Below are 21,592 nucleotides of genomic sequence, written 5' to 3' on the forward strand. Positions count from 1 at the left end.
CTTTGTTGCGCATTGCTCGGGTTGCAGCTAGCACGGACGACGTCCGCGGAACCTGCGGTAGCAGGTAATTCGGCGGTCACCGTCGTGATGATCGTTTATTCTCGGTGGGGGGCTCGGGAAGCCATTGTTTTGATCGGGTGGGCCACATGGAGATGGACCGGGTGGCGGCGACGCAGACTGCGTTGACGCGGCTGGTTGTTGGATTCGACAGTGCTTGGGAGGACGCAGAAGCTCCACCGGACCTGGCGGCGCACTTGCCTGCCGAAGGCGGGCTGCGACGCTCGGCGCTGATCGAGTTGATCAAAGTGGACCTGCAGCATCGCTGGCAGGAGACCCGCAACGGGAAACGCCTCGCGGAATACCGGGCCCAGTTCCCGGAACTCGACGCGGCCCCGCTGCCACCGGACCTGATCTACGGGGAGATCACCGCGCGCAGCCGCGGCGACCCCGCGCTCGACCTCAGCGAATACGAGCAGGACTTCGCCGCACAGATGGCGCAGCTGGCCACCCAGCTCGACACCGACATCCTGGCCGCCGAGAACTTCCGCACCACACTGCTCTCGGACCCCACGGCGGTCAACGCGCTCGACACCATCGCCCCCGGCGCCACCATCGACGACTTCGATCTGCTGATCGCGCTCGGTCAGGGCGCGTTCGCGCGGGTGTTCCTCGCGCGGCAGCGCTCGATGCAACGGCTTGTGGCGGTGAAGATTTCGCGCGATCGAGGCAGTGAGCCGCAGACCCTCGCGCAACTCGACCACGAGCACATCGTGCGTGTCTTCGATCAACGACAGATCGAGGAACAACACCTCAAGCTGATGTACATGCAGTACGTGCCCGGTGGCACCCTGCTCGGCGTGCTCCGCCTGGTCCGCAGCACGCCGGTTGCGAAACGCACCGGTCAACTGCTGCTGGACGCCGTCGACGCCTCAGTCACCTCCGGTGGTGTGCTGACCCCGCAACCCTCGGCCACCCGGGCCGAGCTCGCGCGCCTGAGCTGGTCCGAAGCCGTCGCCTGGCTGGGCAGCCGACTCGCCACCGCGCTGGACTACGCCAACCGCGCCGGAGTTCTGCACCGCGACATCAAGCCGGCCAACGTGCTGCTCACCGCCGACGGTCAACCCAAGCTCGCCGACTTCAATATCAGCTTCAGCACCCATATTCCGGGTGCGAGCCCGGTCGCCTACTTCGGCGGGTCGCTGGCATACATGTCCCCGGAACAGCTCGCAGCCTGCCACCCGAACATGGCCACCACGGCCGCCGACCTCGACACCCGCAGCGACCTCTACGCCCTCGCGGTCGTGCTGTGGGAGCTCCTCACCGGGCGGCTCCCCTTCACCGACGAACTCGGCATCGGCGAATCCGACACCTCACTCACCAGGATGATCGAACTGCGCCGCCAGCCGATCGACGACCGATTACAGGCCACCGCACCAGCGGACTGCCCACAGATCCTGCGGCACGCGATCCTCACCTGCCTATCCCCCAACTCCGACGACCGCTACACCACCGGCGCCGACCTCGCCCAGCACCTCGAGCTGACCCTGGACCGGACCGCCCGCGACCTCGTCGACCCGCCGTCGCGCAGTCTCCGCGGCCGGTTGCGTATGCGGCCGATGCCGGTGGTGACGTTGTCCAGCGCGCTCGGGCAGCTGCTGGGCGGGCTGTATCTCGCGGGGCACAACACGAAACTGCTGAACCTCGAACTCGGCGCCGACGGGCAGGCGCAAATCACCAGGCTCGCGTTGATCGCGGCCGCCATCGGCTATCCGGTGGGGATCGCGATCCTGCTGTACTGGTGTCGGCTGGTGTTCCTGGTTCCGCACGGCCTGCGGCAAGGAAAGCACTACGATGAGCAGACCCTGGCCAAGGCACGGGCGGACACCCTTGCCTGTAGCGACCGCATCGCGGCGGTGGCGTTCACGGGGTGGCTGCTTGCGCTGGTGGCGTTCCTGTTCAAGTTGCACGCCATCGCGGACCTGTCCGCGGGGCTGCTGTTCAACCTGATCTCCTCGCACTTGGTCGCGGCCGCTGTAGCCGTCGTGTACACCTACTTCCCGGTGACGTTCTTCGTACTTCGTTGGTACTACCCGGGCTTGGTGGCCGCCGGGCTCAGCGCTCCCGATGAGTCGGCGCAGCTGCGGCGGCTGGCTCGGCGCAGCCGGATCTATCTCGGCATCGCCGCCTCGGTCCCGTTGTTCGGCGTCGCCGCCGGTGTTGCGTTCCTCGACCCCACCCAGCAGCAGACGGTCATCGCGTCGATCGTTGCGCTCTGTGTGTGCGGGTTGTTCCTCTTCCTCGGCACGTTGCGCGTCTTCTACACGCTCGAATCCGATCTGCACGCGCTCGATCGGATCGTCAATCCGCACGCTCGGCCGTGACGGGACAGTCCTTGCAGCCGTTCCGGATTCAGTTGCCCGAGCAGGAGCTCGTCGATGACTGCCCCTCGCCGTCTTTGCGGTAGTTGTACTGGAACGTTCAGTCGATAGTGAGTGAGCGATACCATTTATATGCATATATACGCACATCTTCGTACCGCAATGCTTATTTACTACTTCAGTATCGGTAGAGGCAACGGTACCGGACGCATAGCGTGCCAACTGGTAGCTCGAACCTAGTGTCCGGGCGTCGCACTCCAGATATACACGCGCCCTACGGAATCCACTGAGGCCACTCCCCTGTCTCACCAGTACAGCGTCCATCGCGCCTGCGGCACAGCCGATCCCGATCGCCACGGGTTGCCCATCCCCCAATTCAACCGCCGCACAAGATCACTGAACCGGCATTCGCTGAACGATGCTGAGGTGAACTAATCTTCAACCGGTGCTAGGACATTCACATGCGACCAGTGGCGCTTTGGCCTGGTCGGGGGCAGCAGCGGCGCTGCCCGTCGCGATCTTGACCTATCCGACAATCCAAGGTGTATCAGGACATCTCGGCCCCGTCGATCTGCTCCTCGGAACATTTCTGACGGCGGGCCCTCTCTGTCAGGCTGTGGTGAGACACTCGGACTTCCCTGAGTTCACTGTTTGAGGGCATGACTGGAGCAGCAATCCCCATGAGTAGCCCGAACCCCGCGGCCCGAGGTGGTGGGCCGGTTGATCCGGCGCCGAAGCCGACGCGGCGGACCTTCACCGCCCAGTACCGCGACAAGATCATCGAGGAGTACCGTGACGCCCCGCACGGGCAGAAGTCCGCGGTCCTGCGCCGTGAGGGTCTCTACCAATCCCAGATCGCCGAGTGGACCCAGGCCCGCGCCGCGAAGCTTTCCGGCGCCGCCCAGCACGCTGCCCGGCGATCCAGTGAAGCGGTCGCATCCCAGGCCGTGGACACGGCCGGGTGTCGGGAGAACCAACGTTTGACGCGTGAGAATGCCCGTCTGGCAAAGCAATTGAAGCAGACGGAGGCCGCGCTCGAGATCATGGGAAAACTGCATGTGCTTTTGGAATCCATCTCCGAGAGCACGGGCACAGCGCCGCGACCGACCAAGCCATGACCGACGCCTACGGCGACCTACGGGCCGTCGAGGTCCCTATCCGCCGGGCCTGCACGCTGATCGGGCGGGCACGAGCCACCCACTACCGCCATCAGCGCCCACCGATCCAGGGGCCCAAACCCGCGCGGGCGGTCCCGGGTAACGGTCAAGGGCTCACCGCCACCGAACGCGCCCATGTGCTCACGGTGATCAACTCAGCGCCCTACGCCGACCTGGCGATATGCCAGATCTGGGCGCGGGAACTCGACGAGGGTAACTATTGGTGCTCGATGTCGAGCATGTATCGCATCGCCGCGGGCGCCGGTCAGAACCGGGAACGGCGACGACAGGCCACCCATGCGGCGAAGGTGAAACCCGAACTCCTCGCCGACGGCCCGTCACAAGTGTGGACCTGGGATATCACCAAACTACGCGGCCCTGCCAAGGGTGTCTGGTTCCACCTGTATGTGCTCATCGACATCTACTCCCGCTACAACCCGTCCTGGATCGTTTCCCACCACGAAAGCGCTGAACTGGCACAAGAATTCATCGACGAGGCCATCGCACGCAACGGCGCCATCCCGCACACCGTCCACGCCGACCGCGGCCCGTCGATGACATCGGGGCTGGTCTCGGAGCTGCTCACCAACCTCGGTGTCACCCGATCCCATTCCAGGCCACGGGTATCCAATGACAACCCCTTCAGTGAGGCGCAGTTCAAGACCCTCAAATATCTTCATGATTTCCCGAAGTCCTTTGCCTCCCTGGCGGATGCGCGGTTGTTCCTGGAAGGATTCTTCAACGAGTACAACCACATCCACCGCCACTCCGGTATCGGCTGGCACACCCCCGCATCAGTGCACTTCGGCACCGCCGACGCGATCGACGAGGCCCGCCAGATCACCCTGACCGCCGCCTACCACGCCAACCCCGCCCGCTTCGGCCGCCGACCCACCCCACCGAAAATACCGGCCATCTTCTACATCAACGAACCCACACCCCAACCCCAAATCAACTGATCAGCACTGTCTCACTTGACTTGACAAATTCCGGGGTGCGGCGCTGTTGCCAGACGCCGATCACCCGGAAGGAACGATCGCGCATGTGCTCGGTCCGCTCTCCTACTATCTGTGCAAGTTGATCTCGTGGATCTCCGGCGGGCATCGGCACGCCACCCACTCCTTCGCCTTCGTCGCCGCCGTTTCGTACGGCACGTGGGCGGGTGAGCATTGGATCGGGCGCTGGTTCACGCTCGGGCTCGTCTTCTTCCTGCTTGCGCTCGCCGTGCGGGCACTGCACCTGTGCCCACCAGGTGACGGGATCGAGGCCTGGGGCACCATCATCGTGCTCGCGGTCGCGGGAACCTTCGCGATGGACCATTGGATCTCGGACAAGCCCGTCTGGCTGCCGTTCTCCGTCGGCCTCGGCGCACTGGTGCACCTGGTCGGCGACTGCCTCACCGACCGCGGCTGCCGGCTGTTCTGGCCGTTCAAGCTCCGCACCCGGGTGCCGATCATCGATCGGACCGGGAACAAGCTCGAAACCTGGATCCTCTCACCGCTGTTCGTGCTCGGGACGCTCGCGGTGCTGTGGTACTCGATCACCCATCAGCCGTAGGTTCCCCGCGGCCACACGCTCGGGTCCGCCGCCGTTGATCCCAATCGTGGCGGGCCCGGGGCGCGACGAACCGCGCTCCCCTAGCCCTCGGGCAGCGCCCTTGCCTCTGTGCAGTCTTTGGTCGGAACCACTGAATGTGGTGAGTTTCGGTCTGATCGGCATCATATAGGTAGATGCGCATATCTACGTATCAACATGTTATTTCTTGCTTGGACCCTGACGGAGGTGCGGCTGTTCTATTGAGCCCGACTGTTCCGGTGAGAGCTCCCCTGGACGGCCGTCGGTACCTACCGATTGTTCGACCTCCCGCCAGCACGACCCTCCCCTACCCCGCCGTTACGCCGGGGAGTTCAGGAACTCGGCGTTAATCTGAGGCGTGCCCACATCGACGATGAACCCGCAACGCTGGACACCGCCGCCCGCTCCCCCGCGGGCCCGCCAATCCCGCAGTACGCCACCACTTCCCGACCTCACGCGGCTCGAGCTGCCGGGGGCCGGACCCGAAGATGTCGTACTCGGGCCCGATGGGCGGCTGATCGCCGGAATCGCCGACGGCTCGATCCTGAGCATTGATCCGTCCAATGGTGACGTGCGGCGGCTCGTGAACACCGGTGGGCGGCCGCTGGGGTTGCACGCCGATCCCGACGGCACCGTCTTGATCTGCGATTTCGAACGCGGGCTGCTGCAGTTGAGTCCGGACGGTGCGCTGGAGGTGCTCGTCGACGAGATCGATGGCGAGCCACTTCCCTTCGCAAGCAACGTCGTTCGGGAAGACGACGGCACCATCTACTTCTCGTCCTCGACGAGCCGCTATTCCTTGGCCGAGTACATGGGCGACATTCTCGAGCATTCCGGCACCGGTCGGCTGTTCCGGCGGGACCCGTCCGGGCAGGTCGAGACGCTGCTCGACAACCTGGACTTCGCCAACGGGGTGGTGCTGGCCCCGGACCGTTCGTGCGTGCTCGTGGCGGAGACCGGCGGCTATCGGGTTTCCCGCTACTGGCTCACGGGGCCGAAGGCGGGCACGCGCGAACGTCTCATCGAGAACCTGCCCGGGTTCCCGGACAACATGAGCCTCGGCAGCGACGGACTCGTCTGGATCGCTTTGCCCACCGCACGAAACCCGTTGCTGGACCGGTTACTTCCGCTGCCGGGGATTTTGCGGCAGGTCGTGTGGATGCTGCCCGACTGGGTGCAGCCGAAACCGGCGAAGACCATCTGGGTGATGGCGGTCGACTTCGACGGCAACGTGGTGCACGACTTACAGACCGAGGGCACGAACCTCGCGATGGTCACCGGCGTGGTGGAGCAAGACGGGGCGTTGTATCTGGGCAGTCTCACCGAATCTGCGGTGGGCGTTACCCGGGTGCCGTAGCTATCCAACAACGGGCTCCATCGACAGGACGATTTCAGTGCACGCTTGTACACTGAAATGATGACTGAGCAGACGCACCAGCGACAGGCCGAGGTCCGGGCCCTCGCGCGGTTGGCGGGCGACGAGCTCGGCGGCGCGGTGGACGGGATCGCGGCCGTGCACAAGGCGATCGCCGGGCGGGTCTTCGCGGCGGTGCGGATCGGGGTCGGGCCGGCCGTGGCGCCGGTGGAGGTGGTGCACGACGCGATCACCGACGGTGTGTATCGGATCGTGAGCGGGACTGCGGTCGCTGCCGGGCGGTTGGCCGAGCGGACCGTGGATCTGCCTGGCGCCGAGGCGCCTTCGCGGACAGTGTTCGGGGCAGGCTTCCTCGGTGCTCTGCAAGGACTGATCGGCGACAACCTCGAGGACGCGCGGCCCATCCTCGCCGGGCCGATGACGCTGCGGGTGGACGGCGATCCGGTGGCGCCCGAGCAGATCGGGAACTATGTCGCGCAGCCGAGTCGGCGGGTGGTGGTCTTCCTGCACGGGCTGGTGGAGACCGAGCACGCGTGGCGGCTGGGCGGGCGGACGAGCTACGCCGAAGGGATCGAGCAGGATCTCGGGTACAGCACCTTGCAGATCCGGTACAACAGCGGTCTGCACATCTCCGAGAATGCTCGTCAGTTGAGTGAGTTGGTGGAACGGCTTGTCGCGCACTGGCCGGTCGAGATCGAGCAGCTGTCGTTGGTCGGGCACTCGATGGGTGGATTGATCGCCCGTGGCGCGTGCTTCGATGCGAGTGAGTCCGGGCTGGCGTGGGCGGGCAAGGTTCGCCATCTGGTTTGTCTCGGTTCCCCGCATCTGGGTGCGCCGCTGGAGCAGCTCGTGCACTACGCGTCTGCCGCGCTGGTTCGCGTGCCCGAGACCCGCCCGTTCGGTCACCTACTGCGTCGTCGTAGCGCGGGGATCCGCGATCTGCGCCAGGGCTCCCTGGTCGACGAGGACTGGCGCGGCGCCGACACGGACGCGTTGACCCGCCGGGCAATTCGCGAAGTCCCCCTTCTCGCGGGTGCCGACCACTACTTCGTCACCGCCTGCATCACCCGCAGCCCCCGCCACCCCCTCGGCCGCATCATCGGCGACGGCCTGGTCCTCACCCCCAGCGCCGCGGGCCGAAACCGCGCCCGCCGCATAGGTTTCGACGACTCCAACGGCCTACACATCCCCGCCGCCAACCACTTCACCCTCCTCAACCACCACGCCGTCTACGAGGGCCTCCTCCACTGGCTCAGCACCGACCCCGAAACCGCCGCCGACCAGGTGGCCAAGTAGCCCACCCGCCCCGTGGGTGGCACACCATCGTGAGGTCTTCTCGCGTTTCGCCGCAGCCATGTGCCACTCAACGCGCGCCGGCCATCCGCTGTAGGACGCCGAGCGGGACATGACGGAGTGGTGACCCGCGTTTCGGCGTCACCATGTCCCGTTCGGCGGAAGGGTCGTCCAGGGTCGGATTGTCGAACGAGTAGGCGCCATGGAGATGCGGTGCCGCTCAGCCGATACATGAGTGGCGCGCGGCGCATCATTGCAGCCGATGCCGCGATTGTGCGCCCTCGACCACGAGGCTCGCCAAAGGGCGTCGCGCGGGCATTGTGACGCCGCGGGCTGGTGCCAGTGGATTCGGGTGACGTAGGCAGCAGGCCGGGTCTCGGTTTCTATCCGAGGCCCGGCCTGCTTGTCAGTGCCGCTGGGTTCAGAGGAGGTGTTCGGGGTCGGCGTCAGCTTCTAGGCGGACGTCGGCGGTGAAGAGGGTTTCCACGTCGGGGTCGTCGGTGTGGGCTGCGTAGAGGAGGAGGCAGCCGCGGATGCCGTCCAGGAGGTCTTCGAGGAGGTCGAGGGCGGGGCGGGAGGGGTCGAGGCGGCTGATGCGGAAGCCGGCGAGCATGGCCTCGCGGGTGTCGGCGTCGACCTCGAGTTTGCGGGCCTGCTCTTCGATTTCGGCGACGCGGCCGACGACGGCCCACGGGGCGGGCACGCGGCCTTCGTGGACGGCCATGGCTTCGGCGATCAGGTCGACGACGACTTCAGTGGGGCTCTCCCCCGCGTCGAGCCGTTCCAGGACCAGGGTGGGGGTCTCGACTTGGAGGGCCTCGATGTCGTCGGCTTCCACGACGACGTCGGTGCATGGCACGCCGGCCATTTCCCCGGCGACCTCGGCTGCGGCGAGCAGCCAGTGTGCGGCGGCGACGGAGGCGGAGGCGGGGTCGAGTTCGGTGAACAGTTCGATGGAGCCGAGCGGGTCGGCGCGTAAGAGGTCGTCGGCGGCCTGCACCTGGGCCGGGGACACGTCGGGGCGGGACAGTTCGACGGCTTGGCGGGAGCGGCCGGATAGGTCGCCGCGTTCGGCGGATTCGATGGCGGCTTGTTCGTCGCTGACTTCGGCGGCGATGGCGTCGCGCAGGGTGAGGTCGTCGATGTCGTAGAGGGTGCGGCCGACGCGGTGCGCGGATTCGACGACGCCGCTGTAGGAGACGACGAGTCCTTCTTCGGAGGGCAGGTTGGGGGTGCGGATGCCTGCCTCGACCTCTTTGAAGTTGCGGCGTTCTTCGGCGCGGCGCCAGGCCTCGCTGTTGGGGATGTCGGGGTCGCCGGCCGCGCTGGCCGGGTGGGTGTAGGTGCGCCAATGGAACCGCGACAGCGTGGTCAGGTTCGACGCCAGATTTGTTGCCTGATCTCGGGTTACCGTCCGGGGCAGTGAGGCAACCGTTTGGGCGAGGTCACCGCGTCCGGTCGCCCAGATGGCGACGAGCACGTTGTGGTCGGCGTCGAATGCGTATCGGGTCACTCGGCAAGTCTGGTCTATCCGGGCGCGATCCGCGCGGTCAATCCGATCCATTGGCCGTACTACGCATGCCGATTGGACGTGGCACGCTGGATACAGGCCCGCACCCGTTGGCATCTTTGTCGGACGGGCAGGAGAGGATGGACGACATGACTCTCGACCACGGTGACCCCGGCGACGCTCCTTCGATCCCGCAGCCGACCGGACCGGTGGCGAATCCGGCCCGCCCGTCCGCCGCCGAGGAGGCGAGAACGGTTGCCGCCGCGACGAATACCGCGACGTTGGCGAGTTTGAGCGAGGACGGGACGCCGTGGGCGTCGCTGGTCACGTACGGACTGCTGGACGGACAGCCGGTGCTGTGCGTATCCCGGATGGCCGAGCACGGTCGCAACCTGATCGGCGATCAGCGGGCCAGCGTCGCGATCGTGGCGCCGGACGCGCCCGCGGATCCGCTGGCAGGGACCAGGATCACCCTGGCCGGTGTGGTGGAGCGGCCGGTGGGTGCCGAGGCCGATGCCGCCCGGGAGGCGCATCTGGCGGCGGTGCCCGCGGCGAAGTTCTACATCGACTACAGCGATTTCTCGGTGTGGATACTGCGGGTGCGGCGCGTTCGGTGGGTCGGCGGGTACGGGCGGATGGATTCGGCGACCGCTGAGCAGTACTCGGAGGTGACGCCGGATCCGATCGTGCCGGGCGCGGCGCCTGCGATCGTGCACCTCAACGAAGATCATGCCCCTGCGTTGCTGGCAATGGCGCAGGCGCTGGGTGGGTATCCGGATGCGACCGAGGCGAGTTGTGAGCGTGCCGACCGGTACGGGCTGGACCTGCGGGTGGTGACGCCGCGTGGGGTGGCGCGGACCCGGGTGGGTTATGCGGCGCCGATCGACGCGATCGATGAGTTGCGGGCGGCGACAGTCGAATTGGCGCGGCGGGCGCGCGGGATGAATCAGACTTCGTAGAGTTCGAGCGGCAGGCCGTCGGGGTCGAAGAAGAACGCCATGCGTTTTCCGGTGACCTCGTCGACCCGCAGCTCTTCGGTGCGGACGCCCTTGGCGGACAGTTCGTCGAGGGTCGCGGCGACGTCGCGGACCGCGAACGCCAGGTGCCGCAGCCCGGCCGCCTCCGGCCAGCTCGCGCGGTCGGGGGGTTCGGGGAAGGAGAACAGTTCGATTCTGCTGCCGCCCGGGATGGCCAGGTCGAGCTTGTAGGAGCGGCGGGCGGCGCGGTACTGCTCGGCGATTACCGCGAGGCCGAGGGTTTCGGCGTAGAACCGCTTGGACCGGACATAGTCGGACGCGATGATCGCCACGTGATGAATGCCTAGGAGTTCCACTACGCGACCGTATCCCAGCGGGAGGGTGGTTCTGGACAACCCCACCAGGTGTGCGTCGGTACCGAGGTGACGGTGGTAATGATGCACGGTGCCACGCACTCGGTCAGCTCGCGTATCTCCGTGGGTGAGCGAGGACCAGTGCGGCAGCGTTCAGCGGCGGCGGTTGGCGGGTTTGGTGTCGCGGGTGGGGACGGTGAGCATGGCGACGATCATGTCGGTGATTTCGGCGGTGTCGTCGGGGTGGGGTTTGCGCAGGCCTGCTTCGAGGGTGCGTTCGTAGTCGGCGATGAGGGCGAACATGACGGTGGCCATGGTTTCCAGGCGCTGGCGGCGTCGGCGCGGGGTGAGTTGGGGTAGGGCGGCGGCGAGGCGGGTGGCGAGGATGCGCACGGCGGCGCGGTCGGTGCCCGCGAGGCGGCGCGGGTCGGCGACGACCGGATGGGCGCGGACCACTTCGAGGAAGCGGCCGTAGTGGGTGACGTCGTCCTGGGCGATGAGTTCGAGGATCGGCGCGGCGAGCATGGTGACCAGGGTGTCGATCTGGTGGGCGGTGCCGTCGGCCTCGTGGGTGGCGAGCAGGTGCATGCGGCGTTCTTCGAGCCAGTTCATCCGGCGGTCGACGATGGCTTCGATCAGTCCGTGGCGGGAGTCGAAGTAGTAGTGCACCGCTGAGTTGTTGCGGTGGCCCGCGGCTGCGGCGATCTCGCGCAGCGGTACTTCGACCCCGCGTTCGGCGATGAGTCGCTCCCCCGCGTCGAGCAGGGACGCACGCGAATCGGCGATGAGCATAGTTGGACTGTACTAAACCCTAGCCTTGACTGGGTTAAGCATGCGTGTTTAGTTGAAGAAGTGGGAAGCCATCCGAACGCGCCGGTCCGATGATCGCGGACGGTCCGATCTTTCAGCTGTGCTGGGTTGTTCGGGATATGGCGGCGGCGCAGCGGCAGTTCGGTGAGCGGTACGGGGTGGTGAAGTGGTTCACGATTCCGGACGTGCATTTCGGGCCGGAGCTGTGTGAATTGCGGGGTGTGCCAGCCGATTACACGATTACGGTTGGGCTGGGATATGCAGGTGGGCAGCAGTTGGAGCTGATCGAGCCGCGAGGTGGGATCAGTTTGTACAGCGAGCATCTCGATCGGGTCGGGCCGGGACTGCATCATGCGGCGTGGGTGCCTGCGGACTATGACGGTGCGCTCGCGGAAGCGCGGGCGGCAGGGATCGAGGTGCTGGCGCGGGGGAAGTTCGCGGGGGTCGGAATGGAGTTCGCGTATCTCGATGGTGGGCCGATCGGGCCGTGCTTCGAACTCATGCGGTTGTCGGATGAGATGAAGGCGATGTTCGATGCGCTGATTCCGGAAGGATTCGCGAATCCATGGCAGTAGGAACCGAAGTCCCGCAGTTGGTGTCGAGTCCGCGGTGGTGGGACGACGCCGCGGACGTGCTCGTCGTGGGTTTCGGAATCGCCGGTGCCTGTGCGGCGATCAGTGCGGCCGAAGCAGGTGCGGAGGTGCTGATCCTGGAGCGCACCGGCGCGGCGGGCGGGGCTTCGGCGTTGTCGGCCGGGCACTTCTATCTCGGTGGTGGGACGCCGGTGCAGCAGGCCACTGGACATGCGGACAGCGTGGACGCGATGCGCGACTACTTGACTGCCGTCTCGCCCGAGCCCGATCACGTGAAGATCGATGCCTACTGCGCGGGCAGCGTCGCGCACTTCACGTGGCTGGAGGCACAAGGGCTGACCTTCGAGCGGTCGTTCTATCCCGGCAAGGCAGTAGTGCAGCCGGGCACCGAGGGGTTGATGTGGACCGGGAACGAGAAGGTCTCCCCCTATCTCGAACAGGCGCGACCGGCGCCGCGCGGGCACAAGGTGAATGTGCCCGCGGAGCGTGGCGGCAACGAAGTGATGCGGGTGCTCGCGGCGCGGGTGCGTGAGCTCGGGATTCGGGTGCGCTACGAGACGAAGGTCGATCATCTTGTGGCCGACGGCGATCGGGTCGTCGGGGTGAGCTGGCCCGGCGGTACGGCATCGGGTGCGGTCGTGCTGGCTGCGGGCGGCTACGTGATGAACCCGGACATGCTCGCCGCCTACACCTCACGGCTCGCATCGCATTTCGTGCCGCTGGGCGTGCCGTCCGATGACGGGCTCGGCATCCGACTCGGCCAGTCGGCGGGCGCGGCGACCGCACACATGGCGGGCGCGTTCCTGACCGCCTCGTTCTATCCGCCCGCCGTCCTGCTGCACGGCATCATCGTCAACAAGGCGGGCCGACGATTCGTCGCCGAGGACTCCTACCACGGGCGCACAGCGGGAGAGGTTGTCGCGCAACCGGATTCGACGGCGTACCTGATCGTCGACAGCGAGCACATGGCGTGGCCCGAGCTGCCGATGGTGAAGTTCATCGACGGCTGGGAGACGGTCGCGCTGATGGAGGCCGCGCTGGACATGCCGGTCGGCGCGCTGCAGGAGACCCTCGCCAACTACAACGTGGCCGCCGCCGACGAGCACGACCCCGAGCTCGGCAAGCATCCGGACTGGGTCACCCCGTTGACCCAAGGACCGTGGGGCGCTTTCGATTTGACGCCCGGCACCGCCACCTACGTCGGCTTCACCCTCGGCGGACTCAGCACCAGCGTCGACGGCGAGGTGCTGCGGGCCGACGGTTCGACGATCGAGGGGCTGTACGCCGCCGGAGCCTGCGCATCGAACATCGCGCAGGACACCGGCGGTTATTCGAGTGGAACCTGTCTCGGTGAGGGCTCGTTCTTCGGGCGCAGCGCCGGGGCGCACGCGGCGCTGCGGCGCCAGGAAGGCGATTGATATGCGCTTCACCTATGCCGAGACGATGACGGACCCGGCGTACTACGTGCCGTTGGCCCGCGCGGCCGAGGAGGCCGGGTACACGTCCATGGCGGTCGCGGACAGCATCGCCTATCCGCGGGACTCCGACGCCAAGTACCCGTACACCCCCGACGGGAACCGGGAGTTCCTCGAGGACAAGCCGTTCGTCGAGGCGTTCGTGCTCAGCGCGGCGATGGCGGCGGCCACCACGACACTGCGGTTCACGCCGTTCGTGCTGAAGCTGCCGATCCGGCCGCCGGTGCTGGTCGCCAAGCAGACCGCGTCGGTGGCCGCGTTGAGCGGCAACCGGTTCGGGCTCGGCGTCGGGATCAGTCCGTGGCCCGACGACTTCGAGATCATGGACGTGTCGTTCGAGAAGCGCGGGGCGCGGATGGACGAGTGCATCGACATCGTGCGCGGGCTGATGGCGGGCGGGTACTTCGAATTCCACGGCGAGTTCTACGACATTCCGCCGATCAAGATCAGTCCGGTGCCGACCGAGCCCGTGCCGATCCTCATCGGCGGGCACAGCAAGCCCGCGCTGCGGCGGGCCGCCCAGCGCGGCGACGGGTGGATGCACGCGGGCGGCGACGGGGCCGAACTCGACAAGCTACTCGTCGAATTGGATGCGCTGCGCGCCGAATACGGGACGCGCAAGGACTTCGAGGTACACGTGATCTCGCTCGACGGATTCACCGTCGACGGCATCAAACGCCTCGAAGACAAGGGCGTCACCGACGTCATCGTCGGCTTCCGACTCCCCTACACCCTCGAACAGGACACCGAACCCCTCGACACCAAGATCGCCAACCTCTCCCGCTTCGCCGAGAAGGTCATCGCCCGCGTCGGAGGTTGAGCCTTGCAATGATCAACGGAGTTCGGTGGCGAGTCGTCGGGCTCGATCGCAGTTCTGGCGATCGGTCAGGGTGCTGACGGTCGGGACACCGACGTATACGACCTTGTCGTCGAAACGGACCAGCACGCCGTGCGCGGGGTAGTAGGCGTCCTTCGTGACAGCGCAGAACGCTTCGTCGCCGAGCCGGGCGTCGTTCAGGAAGAAGGTTCTCAGCGTTCCCGTGTCCTGAGGATCGCGGGTGCGGGCCTCTTCCCGCTCACGTCGGAATACAGCTGACGCATCGCTCCTGGTGTGCGTCCTCGCGAACACCGAGCCGCTGCCCACGCGGTCGCCGTCCTTCCATCCGCTGACATACCGAGCGCAGGTGTCCCCTTCCTCCAGCACGTTCATGGCCCGGGCCGGAGCGGCGGAAGACGCGGGCTCGTAATCGGACGCGTCAATCGTCGTTCCTTCGTCCAACACACGGATGACGTCCCTATCCGACAGCTTCCGGCACCCATCGCTGAATTCGGAGAGCAGCGGGAGAGCGAAGTAAGCAGCTGCTATCGACCCGGCTAGCGCGACCGCCGCTACCAGCATGAGCGCCAGTGTCGCTATTGCTGTCCGCGGCGTCGTTGCGCGTTCGCGGACGGCCGGGGTCTGGATACGCGCCAGCAGCCACTGATGGGAGGAGCGATCGGGGTCAACGACCTTGCGGCGGGTTCGTTTTGAATCCATCAGTACCCTAACGGCGCCTTCGTGTTTCACCTGAAGCAGACGGTCAGTTCCGGCGCTTTGCAACATCGTTCCACAGCGTTGTCGGCCGCGAACTGCGCGCTACCGAACGCGAGCAGTTGCTCGATACCGACGAGTGGAGCCGGGATGAACTACCGATCCCGCGCCCGGCTCGAGCGAACTCGATTGGGTGACATGACCTAGCTCGCTAGGGCTGCGCTGGCGGCTGTAAGGGTTTGGGAGCGGTAGCTCGGGCCGAAGAGGACTACGTGGACGAGCAGGTGGTGGAGTTGGTGCAGGGGGATTCGGGTGCGCCAACCTTCGGCTAGGGGATGGGTTTCGTTGTACGAGGCGCGGATTCGGTCCAGGTGGGGTGCGCCGAAGAGGGTGAGCATGGCGAGGTCGGTCTCGCGGTAACCTGCGTGGGCGGCGGGGTCGATGAGGGTGGCACGGTCGGGGGTCCAGAGGATGTTGCCGGACCATAGGTCGCCGTGGATAGGGGTGGGTGGTTCTGGTGGGCCTGCCAGGGTGTCGATGCGGTCGATTACCTGCTCCAGCAAGTGGATTCCGTCGTCGCCGAGGTGAGGAGCGGCGCGCGGGAGGTAAGGCGCGAGTCGGCGTTCGGCGTACCACTGTCCCCATGGACCGGCAGATGGCGTGTTGTCGAGGGGCAGTTCGGCGATCCAACCTTGCCATGGTGCGCCGAACATCTCGGCGGAGTTCGCGTGCAACGCGGCTAGTTCCCGACCGAACTGCTCGGCTGTGGCGGGTGTCGCCCCGACGTCATTCAGCCACGGCAGCACGATCATTCGATCGTCGGCCGCCAACACTTCGGCGAGAAGTTTCGACGCGCGGACTGGGCGGTCCTCGGCTACCTGTTGTTGCTCGTCAGCTCGCCCACGTTGAATCGACAGCGCTCCGTCGGCAGGCAATCGACCTACCGATTCCGGATCGGATCGCCGACCGTGATCAGCCTTGCCTGGACGATCGTGACCGGCCTGGCTCGTGCGCGGGGCTCGATGATTGTGGTCGGCCTGGCCCGCACGCATGCCGCGTCGTTCGCCGGGCGCTCCGGGAACAGTCCCGGCGGCAAGCCAGCGGAGTCCTGCGGCTTCGGCGGCGAAGACTGTCGTCGGCTCGGCGGAGGCCTTTACGAAGACATCGGTGCCGTCGGTCAGGGTGGCGCGGTGCAGCGTCCATGCATGGCTGGACCCGAGGTCGGTGATGGCGCGGACGGGGACGTCGAGGAGTTCGGCGAGATGGTCGGTGAGGCTCATGGGGTTTGGGCGGTGAGTCGCTTCATGGTGTCCTCGTCGGCGGGGAAGAACGATTCGATGGCGAGTTCGGCGACGGTGACGTTCATGGGGGTGCCGAAGACGCTGGTGACGCTGAGGAAGGACAGTTCGTGACCGTCGCGGAGTAGGCGCAGCGGGACGACGGATTGGTCGGGTTCGGGTAGGGCCGGGTCGATTTCGCCACCGGGATAGGCGAGCAGTTCGTCGCGTAGCTCGGCCAGGTCGGGTGAGCCGGTGACCTCGATCTGGCGAGTCAGGCGGGTGAACACGTGGCCGCGCCATTCCGCGAGGTTGACGATCTGGCCTGCCATGCCGTCGGGGTGCAGGCTCAGGCGCAGGGCGTTGATCGGTGGGGTCAGCAGTGCGGGGTCGATGTCGGTGAGCAGCAGTGCGACGCCGGAGTTGGCGTCGATCATGGTCCAGCTCTGATCGATGGCCAGCGCGGGATAGGGCTGGTGGCCGACGAGGATCTGCCGCATCGCGCTGCGGACCGCGTCCATCGCGGGAGTATCGAGGGCCGGTTCCGCGTAGGCGGGTGCGTATCCCGCGGCCAGTAGCAGCCGATTGCGTTCGCGCAGTGGGATTTCCAGGTGCTCGCTCAGGTGCACCAGCATGTTCCGGCTCGGCGTCGCACGACCGGTCTCGATGAAACTCAGATGCCGCGCCGACGTCTCCGCGCGCCCCGCCAATTCCAGCTGACTGAGCCTGCGCTCGAGCCGCCAATGCCGCAGCAAATCACCAGCCGTTTGGGTACTCACTCCCCGATCCTACGAACAGCCCGACGCCACGACGATTACCTCAGAGGTAATCGGCCACCGGAACCGATGCTCAACGCACGGTGATTACGCGGCTGTGCCAGCCGGTGGAGCCGTCGGGGAACGGTGGGGTGCGGTTGTCGGTTTGGGGGGTGCCTGCGCGGTCGGTGGCGCGGACGCGGAGGGTGTGGGGGCCGGGGGTGGCGGTCCAGCGCCAGGTCCATTGGCGCCAGGTGTCGGTGGAGTACTCGTCGGCGAGGGTGGCTGGTTGCCATGGTTGGTTGTCGACTTGGACTTCGACGGCGTCGATGCCGCGGTGCTGGGCCCAGGCGACTCCGGCGACGGTGAGGTCGCCCGCAGGGACGGTGGCGAAGGCGGCGGGGACATCGATGCGGGACGCGGTTTTGATGAGTGCCTTTGCGGCCCAACCACGTTGGGTCCAGTACGCCTCGACGCGGTCGAAGCGGGTGAGTTCGAGATCGATAACCCATTTGGTGGCGGACACGTAGCCATAGAGGCCGGGCACGATCAGGCGTGCGGGATAGCCATGCGCGATCGGCAGTGGTTCGCCGTTCATGCCCACCGCCAGCAGCGCGTCACGACCGTCAGTCACCGCGGAAACCGGGGTGCCCGCGGTGAATCCGTCAATGCTACGGGACAGCAGCATGTCGGCTTCGGGTCGCACACCCGCCTCGGCGAGTAAGTCGGCCAGCGGGTACCCCGTCCAGACGGCAGTGCCCGCCAAATCGCCGCCCACCTCGTTGGATACACAGGTCATGGTGATCAATCGCTCGACCGCCACCCGTCGACGCAGATCGTCGAAATCCAATTCCATTGGGCGATCAACCATTCCGTGAATCCGCAACCGCCACGCGCTGCTCGTCAACGCCGGGAGTTGCAGTGCGGTGTCGACACGGTAGAACCGATCATTGGGCGTAACGAACTCCGTCAGCCCCGGAACCGACGGCCGCACACCGGGTTCGGCAAGCGGCGCCGGCCCAACCGGACGCGGAACAACGAACCCAGCCCGGTCAGCCACCACATCGCGTAGCCGGGCACCGATCCACTGCCCGGCAACGGCCGCTCCCACAGCCACAGCGCCCACCCCCGCGGCCAGCGTGAGAAAGCGCCGTCGCGACGCACCACCTTTCGACGCGGCCGAGCCCGGCGCTGACTCGCCAGCTTCCCGACCCAGTTCCGCCATCCGATTCGGGGACTGGCTCACGTCGCCGCCCGCCGCCGATCCGCGATTCGCCTCGGATTCGCTCGGCGCCGACGGAGTTCCGACCGTCCGCGAGCCCGCGAGTGTCTGTCCGAGTTCCGGATCACCGCCCGATGTCGGTTCGACACTGGCCGCGGACTCCGCGCTGAGCCGGAGACCACCATCCGCGACTCGGCTGATGAGCAAGCGCATGACCACGACCCCGGCCACCACGCCGACGAGTGTCGGGAGCGCGAACCATGGTGTGGCCGTTGGGCGTTGCAGTGCGGCGCCGAGCACCACTCCCCCGAGCAGGACCAGCAGTGCACTGCCCAGTGGGCGGCGGCGCTCGAGTATGCCGAGGATCGCGGCGAAGACGATCATCACCGCGGCCATCGATGCGAACAGTGCGAGCTTGTCGTTACTGCCGAAACGACGAATCGCGGCGTCCTTCAACGCATGTGGCGTGTGGTCGACCACCGAGGCGCCCATCGCGTAGAACGGTGAGGCGGCGGGATCGATCAGCGCGGCGACCAGGTGGCCGACTGCCAGTACGGTCAGCGCGGCCAAGACCCCGGTAAGAGCCGCCGCGGCTCGATTGAACCCCTGTTTCGGGCGTACTTGTGCCACACGCTGTTTCATCGCAGCTTCCCTTGTCGATCGTCGGGATGGAGAGGCTGCGACACCCGCGTTCGCGGGGGCAGCTCGGGTCAGGTGAGATTCACGCTGGCGATCGCGTCGGTCGTCGGCTGCGGTGAACCGGCGGTCGGTTCGACTGTGACGGCCAACGTGTCGATCGCGTCGAAGCGAGTCACCATGGCGGGACCGGTGGCAGGCAGCTCGGTCATCACCTTGGCGGAGCGGGCCGTCCCACCGAGCGGAATCAGCCACACCTGATAGGAGTGGTTCGGCGGCGGCACCGAGACGGACTCGAAAGACACTGTCGCGGCGGCGATTCGAGCAGAGGTGCGCACGGTGAGGGTGCCTCCGCCCGCGACCGGCACCGACTTCACCAGCACGTCGGGCTGTTCGAGCACCATCTGCGCGGTGAGCTCCGGTCGGCCCGGATCGGTGTTGCGCTGCACGAGCACACCCACGCCCGCCGCGATGGCGACGACCACCGCGACCGCGGCCGCCAGCCAGCGCATCCGCTCGAACCGGTGACGGGACTTCCCCGACACCCCGGTCGCTTCGTCGAGCGCCCGCAACAATGTCGTCTCCAGATCGGGCGGCGGCGAGGTCGCATCCAGCACGGTCAGCGCGGCCAGTGTTTCGCGCACCCCGGAAACGATGGTGGCGAAGGCATCCGCGGTGGCCTGGTCGGCGTCGCGGAGCCGGTGTTCGATGGTGCGGCGCTCGAGCTCGGCGACCGCGTCCATGGCGTACGGGTAGGCCAGTTCGAGCAGGTCCGTAGCGGGCCGCCCGTTCTCACTCATGGGGTATCACTTCCTGTCAGACAGTTCTCGAGCCGCTTCAAACCGTCGCGGATGCGGCTCTTGATGGTGGGCAGCGGGACCTCGAGGTGTTCGGCAACCTCGCTGTAGGTCCGGCCGCTGTAGTAGGCCAGCGCGACGGCTTGGCGCTGGATCGCGGTCAACGTGTCCAGGCAGTCGAGCACCGACTGCTCGTCGAGCAGCTGCCCGACCTCCTCGGCGACGACATCGTGGTCCCGGCCCAGATTCGCTTGGCCATAGGCGATATCGCGGCTGGCGGCGGACTGCTCGCGGCGGACCCGGTCCACCGCCCGCCGATGGGTCAGCATCATCAGCCAACCCATCGGACTGGACAGCTTCCGGTCATACCCCGCCGCGAGCGACCAGGCCTGCAGATACACCTCCTGGGTGATCTCCTCGGCCGCCGCGTGACTGCGCAGGATGCGCAACGCCAAGCCGAAGACCCGGTGGCTGGTCGCGCGGTAGAACTCGGTGAAGGCATCGCGATCGCCGGTCGCGATCGAGTCGAGCAGCTCGAGCAGTCGCCGCGTCCGCGCCAGCTCCTCCGGATCGATACCGGTCGAGCAGGACGGGGTCACCGGCGGTCCGCCCCCGCCGGTGTTGCGGCGCAGGCGGATCGCGGCGAGCTTGGATTCATTCTGCATGCTCACCTCCGCGTCGTTCACTGGCGAGGACGGACCGGGAATGGATCTGCGGCAGCAACACGTCGAGCACGACTCCTGATGTAAGGACCATTCCGAACTTCGGGTGTGGCGAGGTTACGCCGCAGGCGGCATCAGCACGCTGTCGATCATGTATACCGTCGCATTTGCCGTCTTCACGCCGCCGCAAATCACCGAAGTGTTACCGACTTTGATGTCGTCACCGCTCCGGGTGACCGTCATGTCCTGGCCCTCGACGGTCTTGTGCGTGCCCGCGATCTTGTCCGGCGCGATCTGGCCCGGCACCACGTGATAAGTGAGGATCTTGGTGAGCGTGGCCGAGTCCGTCTTCAGCGACTCCACCGTGGCCGGATCGATCTTCGCGAACGCCGAATCGACCGGCGCGAACACGGTGAACTGGGCGCCGTTGAGCGTGTCGACCAGATTCACCTGTGGGTTGAGCTGACCGGATACCGCGGCGACCAGCGTCGTCAGCATCGGGTTGTGGGAGGCCGCCGTGGCAACCGGGTCCTGTGCCATGCCGCTGACCGAACCGGCGCCGGTCGGCACCTGCTGGGCGTAGGCCTTGCAGCCCGCGCCGACCAGATCGCCGGACGCGGGCGTCGAGGTAGTCATCGCCGCGGTGGTGGACGGGGCCGCGGTGTCGTCGGACTTGTTGTCGCTCGAACAGGCCGAGGCACCCACCACCGCGGTCAGCATCATCGCCGCCACGACCGAACGTCGCATTACAGTCATCGTTGTCTTTCGCTTCCGTCGATACGGCTCGAAGCCGTGCTGGGGATTGGACGGAACGGAATTCGCCTGGGGTGCCTGCCCGGATGGGTCGAATCTCCTGGCAGTTTCTGAGAGTGCGTTAACGGTCCGCGCGTGGGTCGAGGACCATCGACCCGGCCTGCACGAGGGTGCCGCGGGCGCGCCGGCGAACCCGGCAGGTGTCCACCGAGCAATCCAGGTGGATCTGCATCGCCCGATGTGCCCGTGCTTCGGTCATCGGGCCCGGATCTATCCGGCAATCAGCGATATCGGCATACGTGGCAGCCGTCTGCATCTGTCTGTTCCTTTCGCCGGGGCGCTCGTCGAGCGCACGTCCAATAGCCTCACCAGTACTTCGCAACGCAGCCAGCAACGGACTGGTTAGTTCTTGCCGAACCGGACATTCTCGCCGCGGACGTCGATTACGCGCTCGCTCATGTCC

General features: G+C 66.7%; 21 protein-coding genes. 10 read left to right on the forward strand and 11 right to left on the reverse strand.

Translation table 11 applies throughout. The features are described from left to right. Positions 1 to 146: 146 nt before the first annotated feature. From ACQPW1_RS25780 to ACQPW1_RS25805, 6 genes are all read left to right on the forward strand, one after another. Positions 147 to 2,381: a serine/threonine-protein kinase gene (locus tag ACQPW1_RS25780; protein ID WP_433654081.1), complete on the forward strand. Its 2,235-nt coding sequence runs from the start codon at positions 147 to 149 to the stop codon at positions 2,379 to 2,381. A 677-nt stretch (positions 2,382 to 3,058) separates the two neighbouring features. Beyond that, positions 3,059 to 3,496, forward strand: coding sequence for a hypothetical protein (locus ACQPW1_RS25785; RefSeq protein WP_433654082.1), 438 nt, complete (start codon positions 3,059 to 3,061; stop codon positions 3,494 to 3,496). Next, on the forward strand, positions 3,493 to 4,494 hold the full coding sequence (locus ACQPW1_RS25790; protein WP_433654083.1) for a transposase: 1,002 nt from the start codon (positions 3,493 to 3,495) through the stop codon (positions 4,492 to 4,494). The genes ACQPW1_RS25785 and ACQPW1_RS25790 overlap by 4 nt, the downstream gene beginning before the upstream one ends. Before the next feature lie 46 nt (positions 4,495 to 4,540). Next, the gene (locus ACQPW1_RS25795; protein WP_433654084.1) at positions 4,541 to 5,092 is read left to right on the forward strand and encodes a metal-dependent hydrolase; all 552 of its coding nucleotides are present in this window, start codon (positions 4,541 to 4,543) and stop codon (positions 5,090 to 5,092) included. 376 nt (positions 5,093 to 5,468) lie between these two features. Further along, positions 5,469 to 6,467, forward strand: coding sequence for an SMP-30/gluconolactonase/LRE family protein (locus ACQPW1_RS25800; protein ID WP_433654086.1), 999 nt, complete (start codon positions 5,469 to 5,471; stop codon positions 6,465 to 6,467). Between the two features lie 60 nt (positions 6,468 to 6,527). Further along, entirely contained in the window at positions 6,528 to 7,781 is a 1,254-nt protein-coding gene (locus tag ACQPW1_RS25805) for a lipase family alpha/beta hydrolase (RefSeq protein WP_433654088.1), read from the forward strand. A gap of 418 nt (positions 7,782 to 8,199) precedes the next feature. On the opposite strand, the gene ACQPW1_RS25810 is transcribed toward ACQPW1_RS25805, so the two are convergent. Then, positions 8,200 to 9,291: a hypothetical protein gene (locus ACQPW1_RS25810; protein WP_433654090.1), complete on the reverse strand. Its 1,092-nt coding sequence runs from the start codon at positions 9,289 to 9,291 to the stop codon at positions 8,200 to 8,202. A 146-nt stretch (positions 9,292 to 9,437) separates the two neighbouring features. Between ACQPW1_RS25810 and ACQPW1_RS25815 the strand changes: the two genes are divergently transcribed. Then, entirely contained in the window at positions 9,438 to 10,247 is an 810-nt protein-coding gene (locus ACQPW1_RS25815; RefSeq protein ID WP_433654091.1) for a HugZ family protein, read from the forward strand. Here the strand turns inward: ACQPW1_RS25815 and gloA2 are convergent. Both gloA2 and ACQPW1_RS25825 read right to left on the reverse strand, forming a co-directional pair. After that, on the reverse strand, positions 10,235 to 10,621 hold the full coding sequence (gene gloA2, locus ACQPW1_RS25820; protein WP_433654092.1) for an SMU1112c/YaeR family gloxylase I-like metalloprotein: 387 nt from the start codon (positions 10,619 to 10,621) through the stop codon (positions 10,235 to 10,237). The two genes, ACQPW1_RS25815 and gloA2, sit on opposite strands and share 13 nt — an antisense overlap. 150 nt (positions 10,622 to 10,771) lie before the next feature. Then, positions 10,772 to 11,410, reverse strand: a complete 639-nt coding sequence (locus ACQPW1_RS25825; RefSeq protein WP_433654093.1) for a TetR/AcrR family transcriptional regulator — start codon at positions 11,408 to 11,410, stop codon at positions 10,772 to 10,774. An 89-nt stretch (positions 11,411 to 11,499) separates the two neighbouring features. On the opposite strand from ACQPW1_RS25825, the gene ACQPW1_RS25830 reads away from it, so the two are divergent. Genes ACQPW1_RS25830 through ACQPW1_RS25840 form a run of 3 tightly spaced genes read left to right on the forward strand, consistent with a single transcriptional unit; the run spans position 11,500 to position 14,316 of the window. After that, entirely contained in the window at positions 11,500 to 12,003 is a 504-nt protein-coding gene (locus ACQPW1_RS25830) for a VOC family protein (protein WP_433654095.1), read from the forward strand. Further along, entirely contained in the window at positions 11,994 to 13,439 is a 1,446-nt protein-coding gene (locus ACQPW1_RS25835; RefSeq protein ID WP_433654096.1) for an FAD-binding protein, read from the forward strand. Before ACQPW1_RS25830 ends, ACQPW1_RS25835 begins: the two co-directional genes overlap by 10 nt. A gap of 1 nt (position 13,440) precedes the next feature. After that, positions 13,441 to 14,316, forward strand: a complete 876-nt coding sequence (locus ACQPW1_RS25840; protein WP_433654098.1) for a TIGR03619 family F420-dependent LLM class oxidoreductase — start codon at positions 13,441 to 13,443, stop codon at positions 14,314 to 14,316. A gap of 12 nt (positions 14,317 to 14,328) precedes the next feature. Here the strand turns inward: ACQPW1_RS25840 and ACQPW1_RS25845 are convergent, their stop codons facing one another. The 8 genes from ACQPW1_RS25845 to ACQPW1_RS25880 form a co-directional block, all read right to left on the reverse strand. Further along, complete coding sequence (locus ACQPW1_RS25845; protein ID WP_433654099.1) at positions 14,329 to 15,099, reverse strand: hypothetical protein; 771 nt, start codon at positions 15,097 to 15,099, stop codon at positions 14,329 to 14,331. A 131-nt stretch (positions 15,100 to 15,230) separates the two neighbouring features. Continuing rightward, entirely contained in the window at positions 15,231 to 16,307 is a 1,077-nt protein-coding gene (locus tag ACQPW1_RS25850; RefSeq protein ID WP_433654100.1) for a fructosamine kinase family protein, read from the reverse strand. Further along, positions 16,304 to 17,083, reverse strand: a complete 780-nt coding sequence (locus ACQPW1_RS25855) for a helix-turn-helix domain-containing protein (protein ID WP_433654102.1) — start codon at positions 17,081 to 17,083, stop codon at positions 16,304 to 16,306. Before ACQPW1_RS25855 ends, ACQPW1_RS25850 begins: the two co-directional genes overlap by 4 nt. 70 nt (positions 17,084 to 17,153) lie before the next feature. Beyond that, positions 17,154 to 18,923, reverse strand: coding sequence for a molybdopterin-dependent oxidoreductase (locus ACQPW1_RS25860; RefSeq protein WP_433654103.1), 1,770 nt, complete (start codon positions 18,921 to 18,923; stop codon positions 17,154 to 17,156). A 68-nt stretch (positions 18,924 to 18,991) separates the two neighbouring features. After that, entirely contained in the window at positions 18,992 to 19,717 is a 726-nt protein-coding gene (locus ACQPW1_RS25865) for an RskA family anti-sigma factor (RefSeq protein WP_433654105.1), read from the reverse strand. Further along, complete coding sequence (sigK, locus tag ACQPW1_RS25870; protein WP_433654107.1) at positions 19,714 to 20,379, reverse strand: ECF RNA polymerase sigma factor SigK; 666 nt, start codon at positions 20,377 to 20,379, stop codon at positions 19,714 to 19,716. The genes ACQPW1_RS25865 and sigK overlap by 4 nt, the downstream gene beginning before the upstream one ends. Before the next feature lie 114 nt (positions 20,380 to 20,493). Next, on the reverse strand, positions 20,494 to 21,123 hold the full coding sequence (locus ACQPW1_RS25875; RefSeq protein ID WP_433654108.1) for a fasciclin domain-containing protein: 630 nt from the start codon (positions 21,121 to 21,123) through the stop codon (positions 20,494 to 20,496). 127 nt (positions 21,124 to 21,250) lie between these two features. Next, complete coding sequence (locus ACQPW1_RS25880) at positions 21,251 to 21,445, reverse strand: hypothetical protein (protein WP_433654109.1); 195 nt, start codon at positions 21,443 to 21,445, stop codon at positions 21,251 to 21,253. Between the last annotated feature and the right edge of the window lie 147 nt (positions 21,446 to 21,592).

Source organism: Nocardia sp. CA-128927 (genome assembly GCF_050955855.1).
Taxonomy (GTDB): Bacteria; Actinomycetota; Actinomycetes; order Mycobacteriales; family Mycobacteriaceae; genus Nocardia.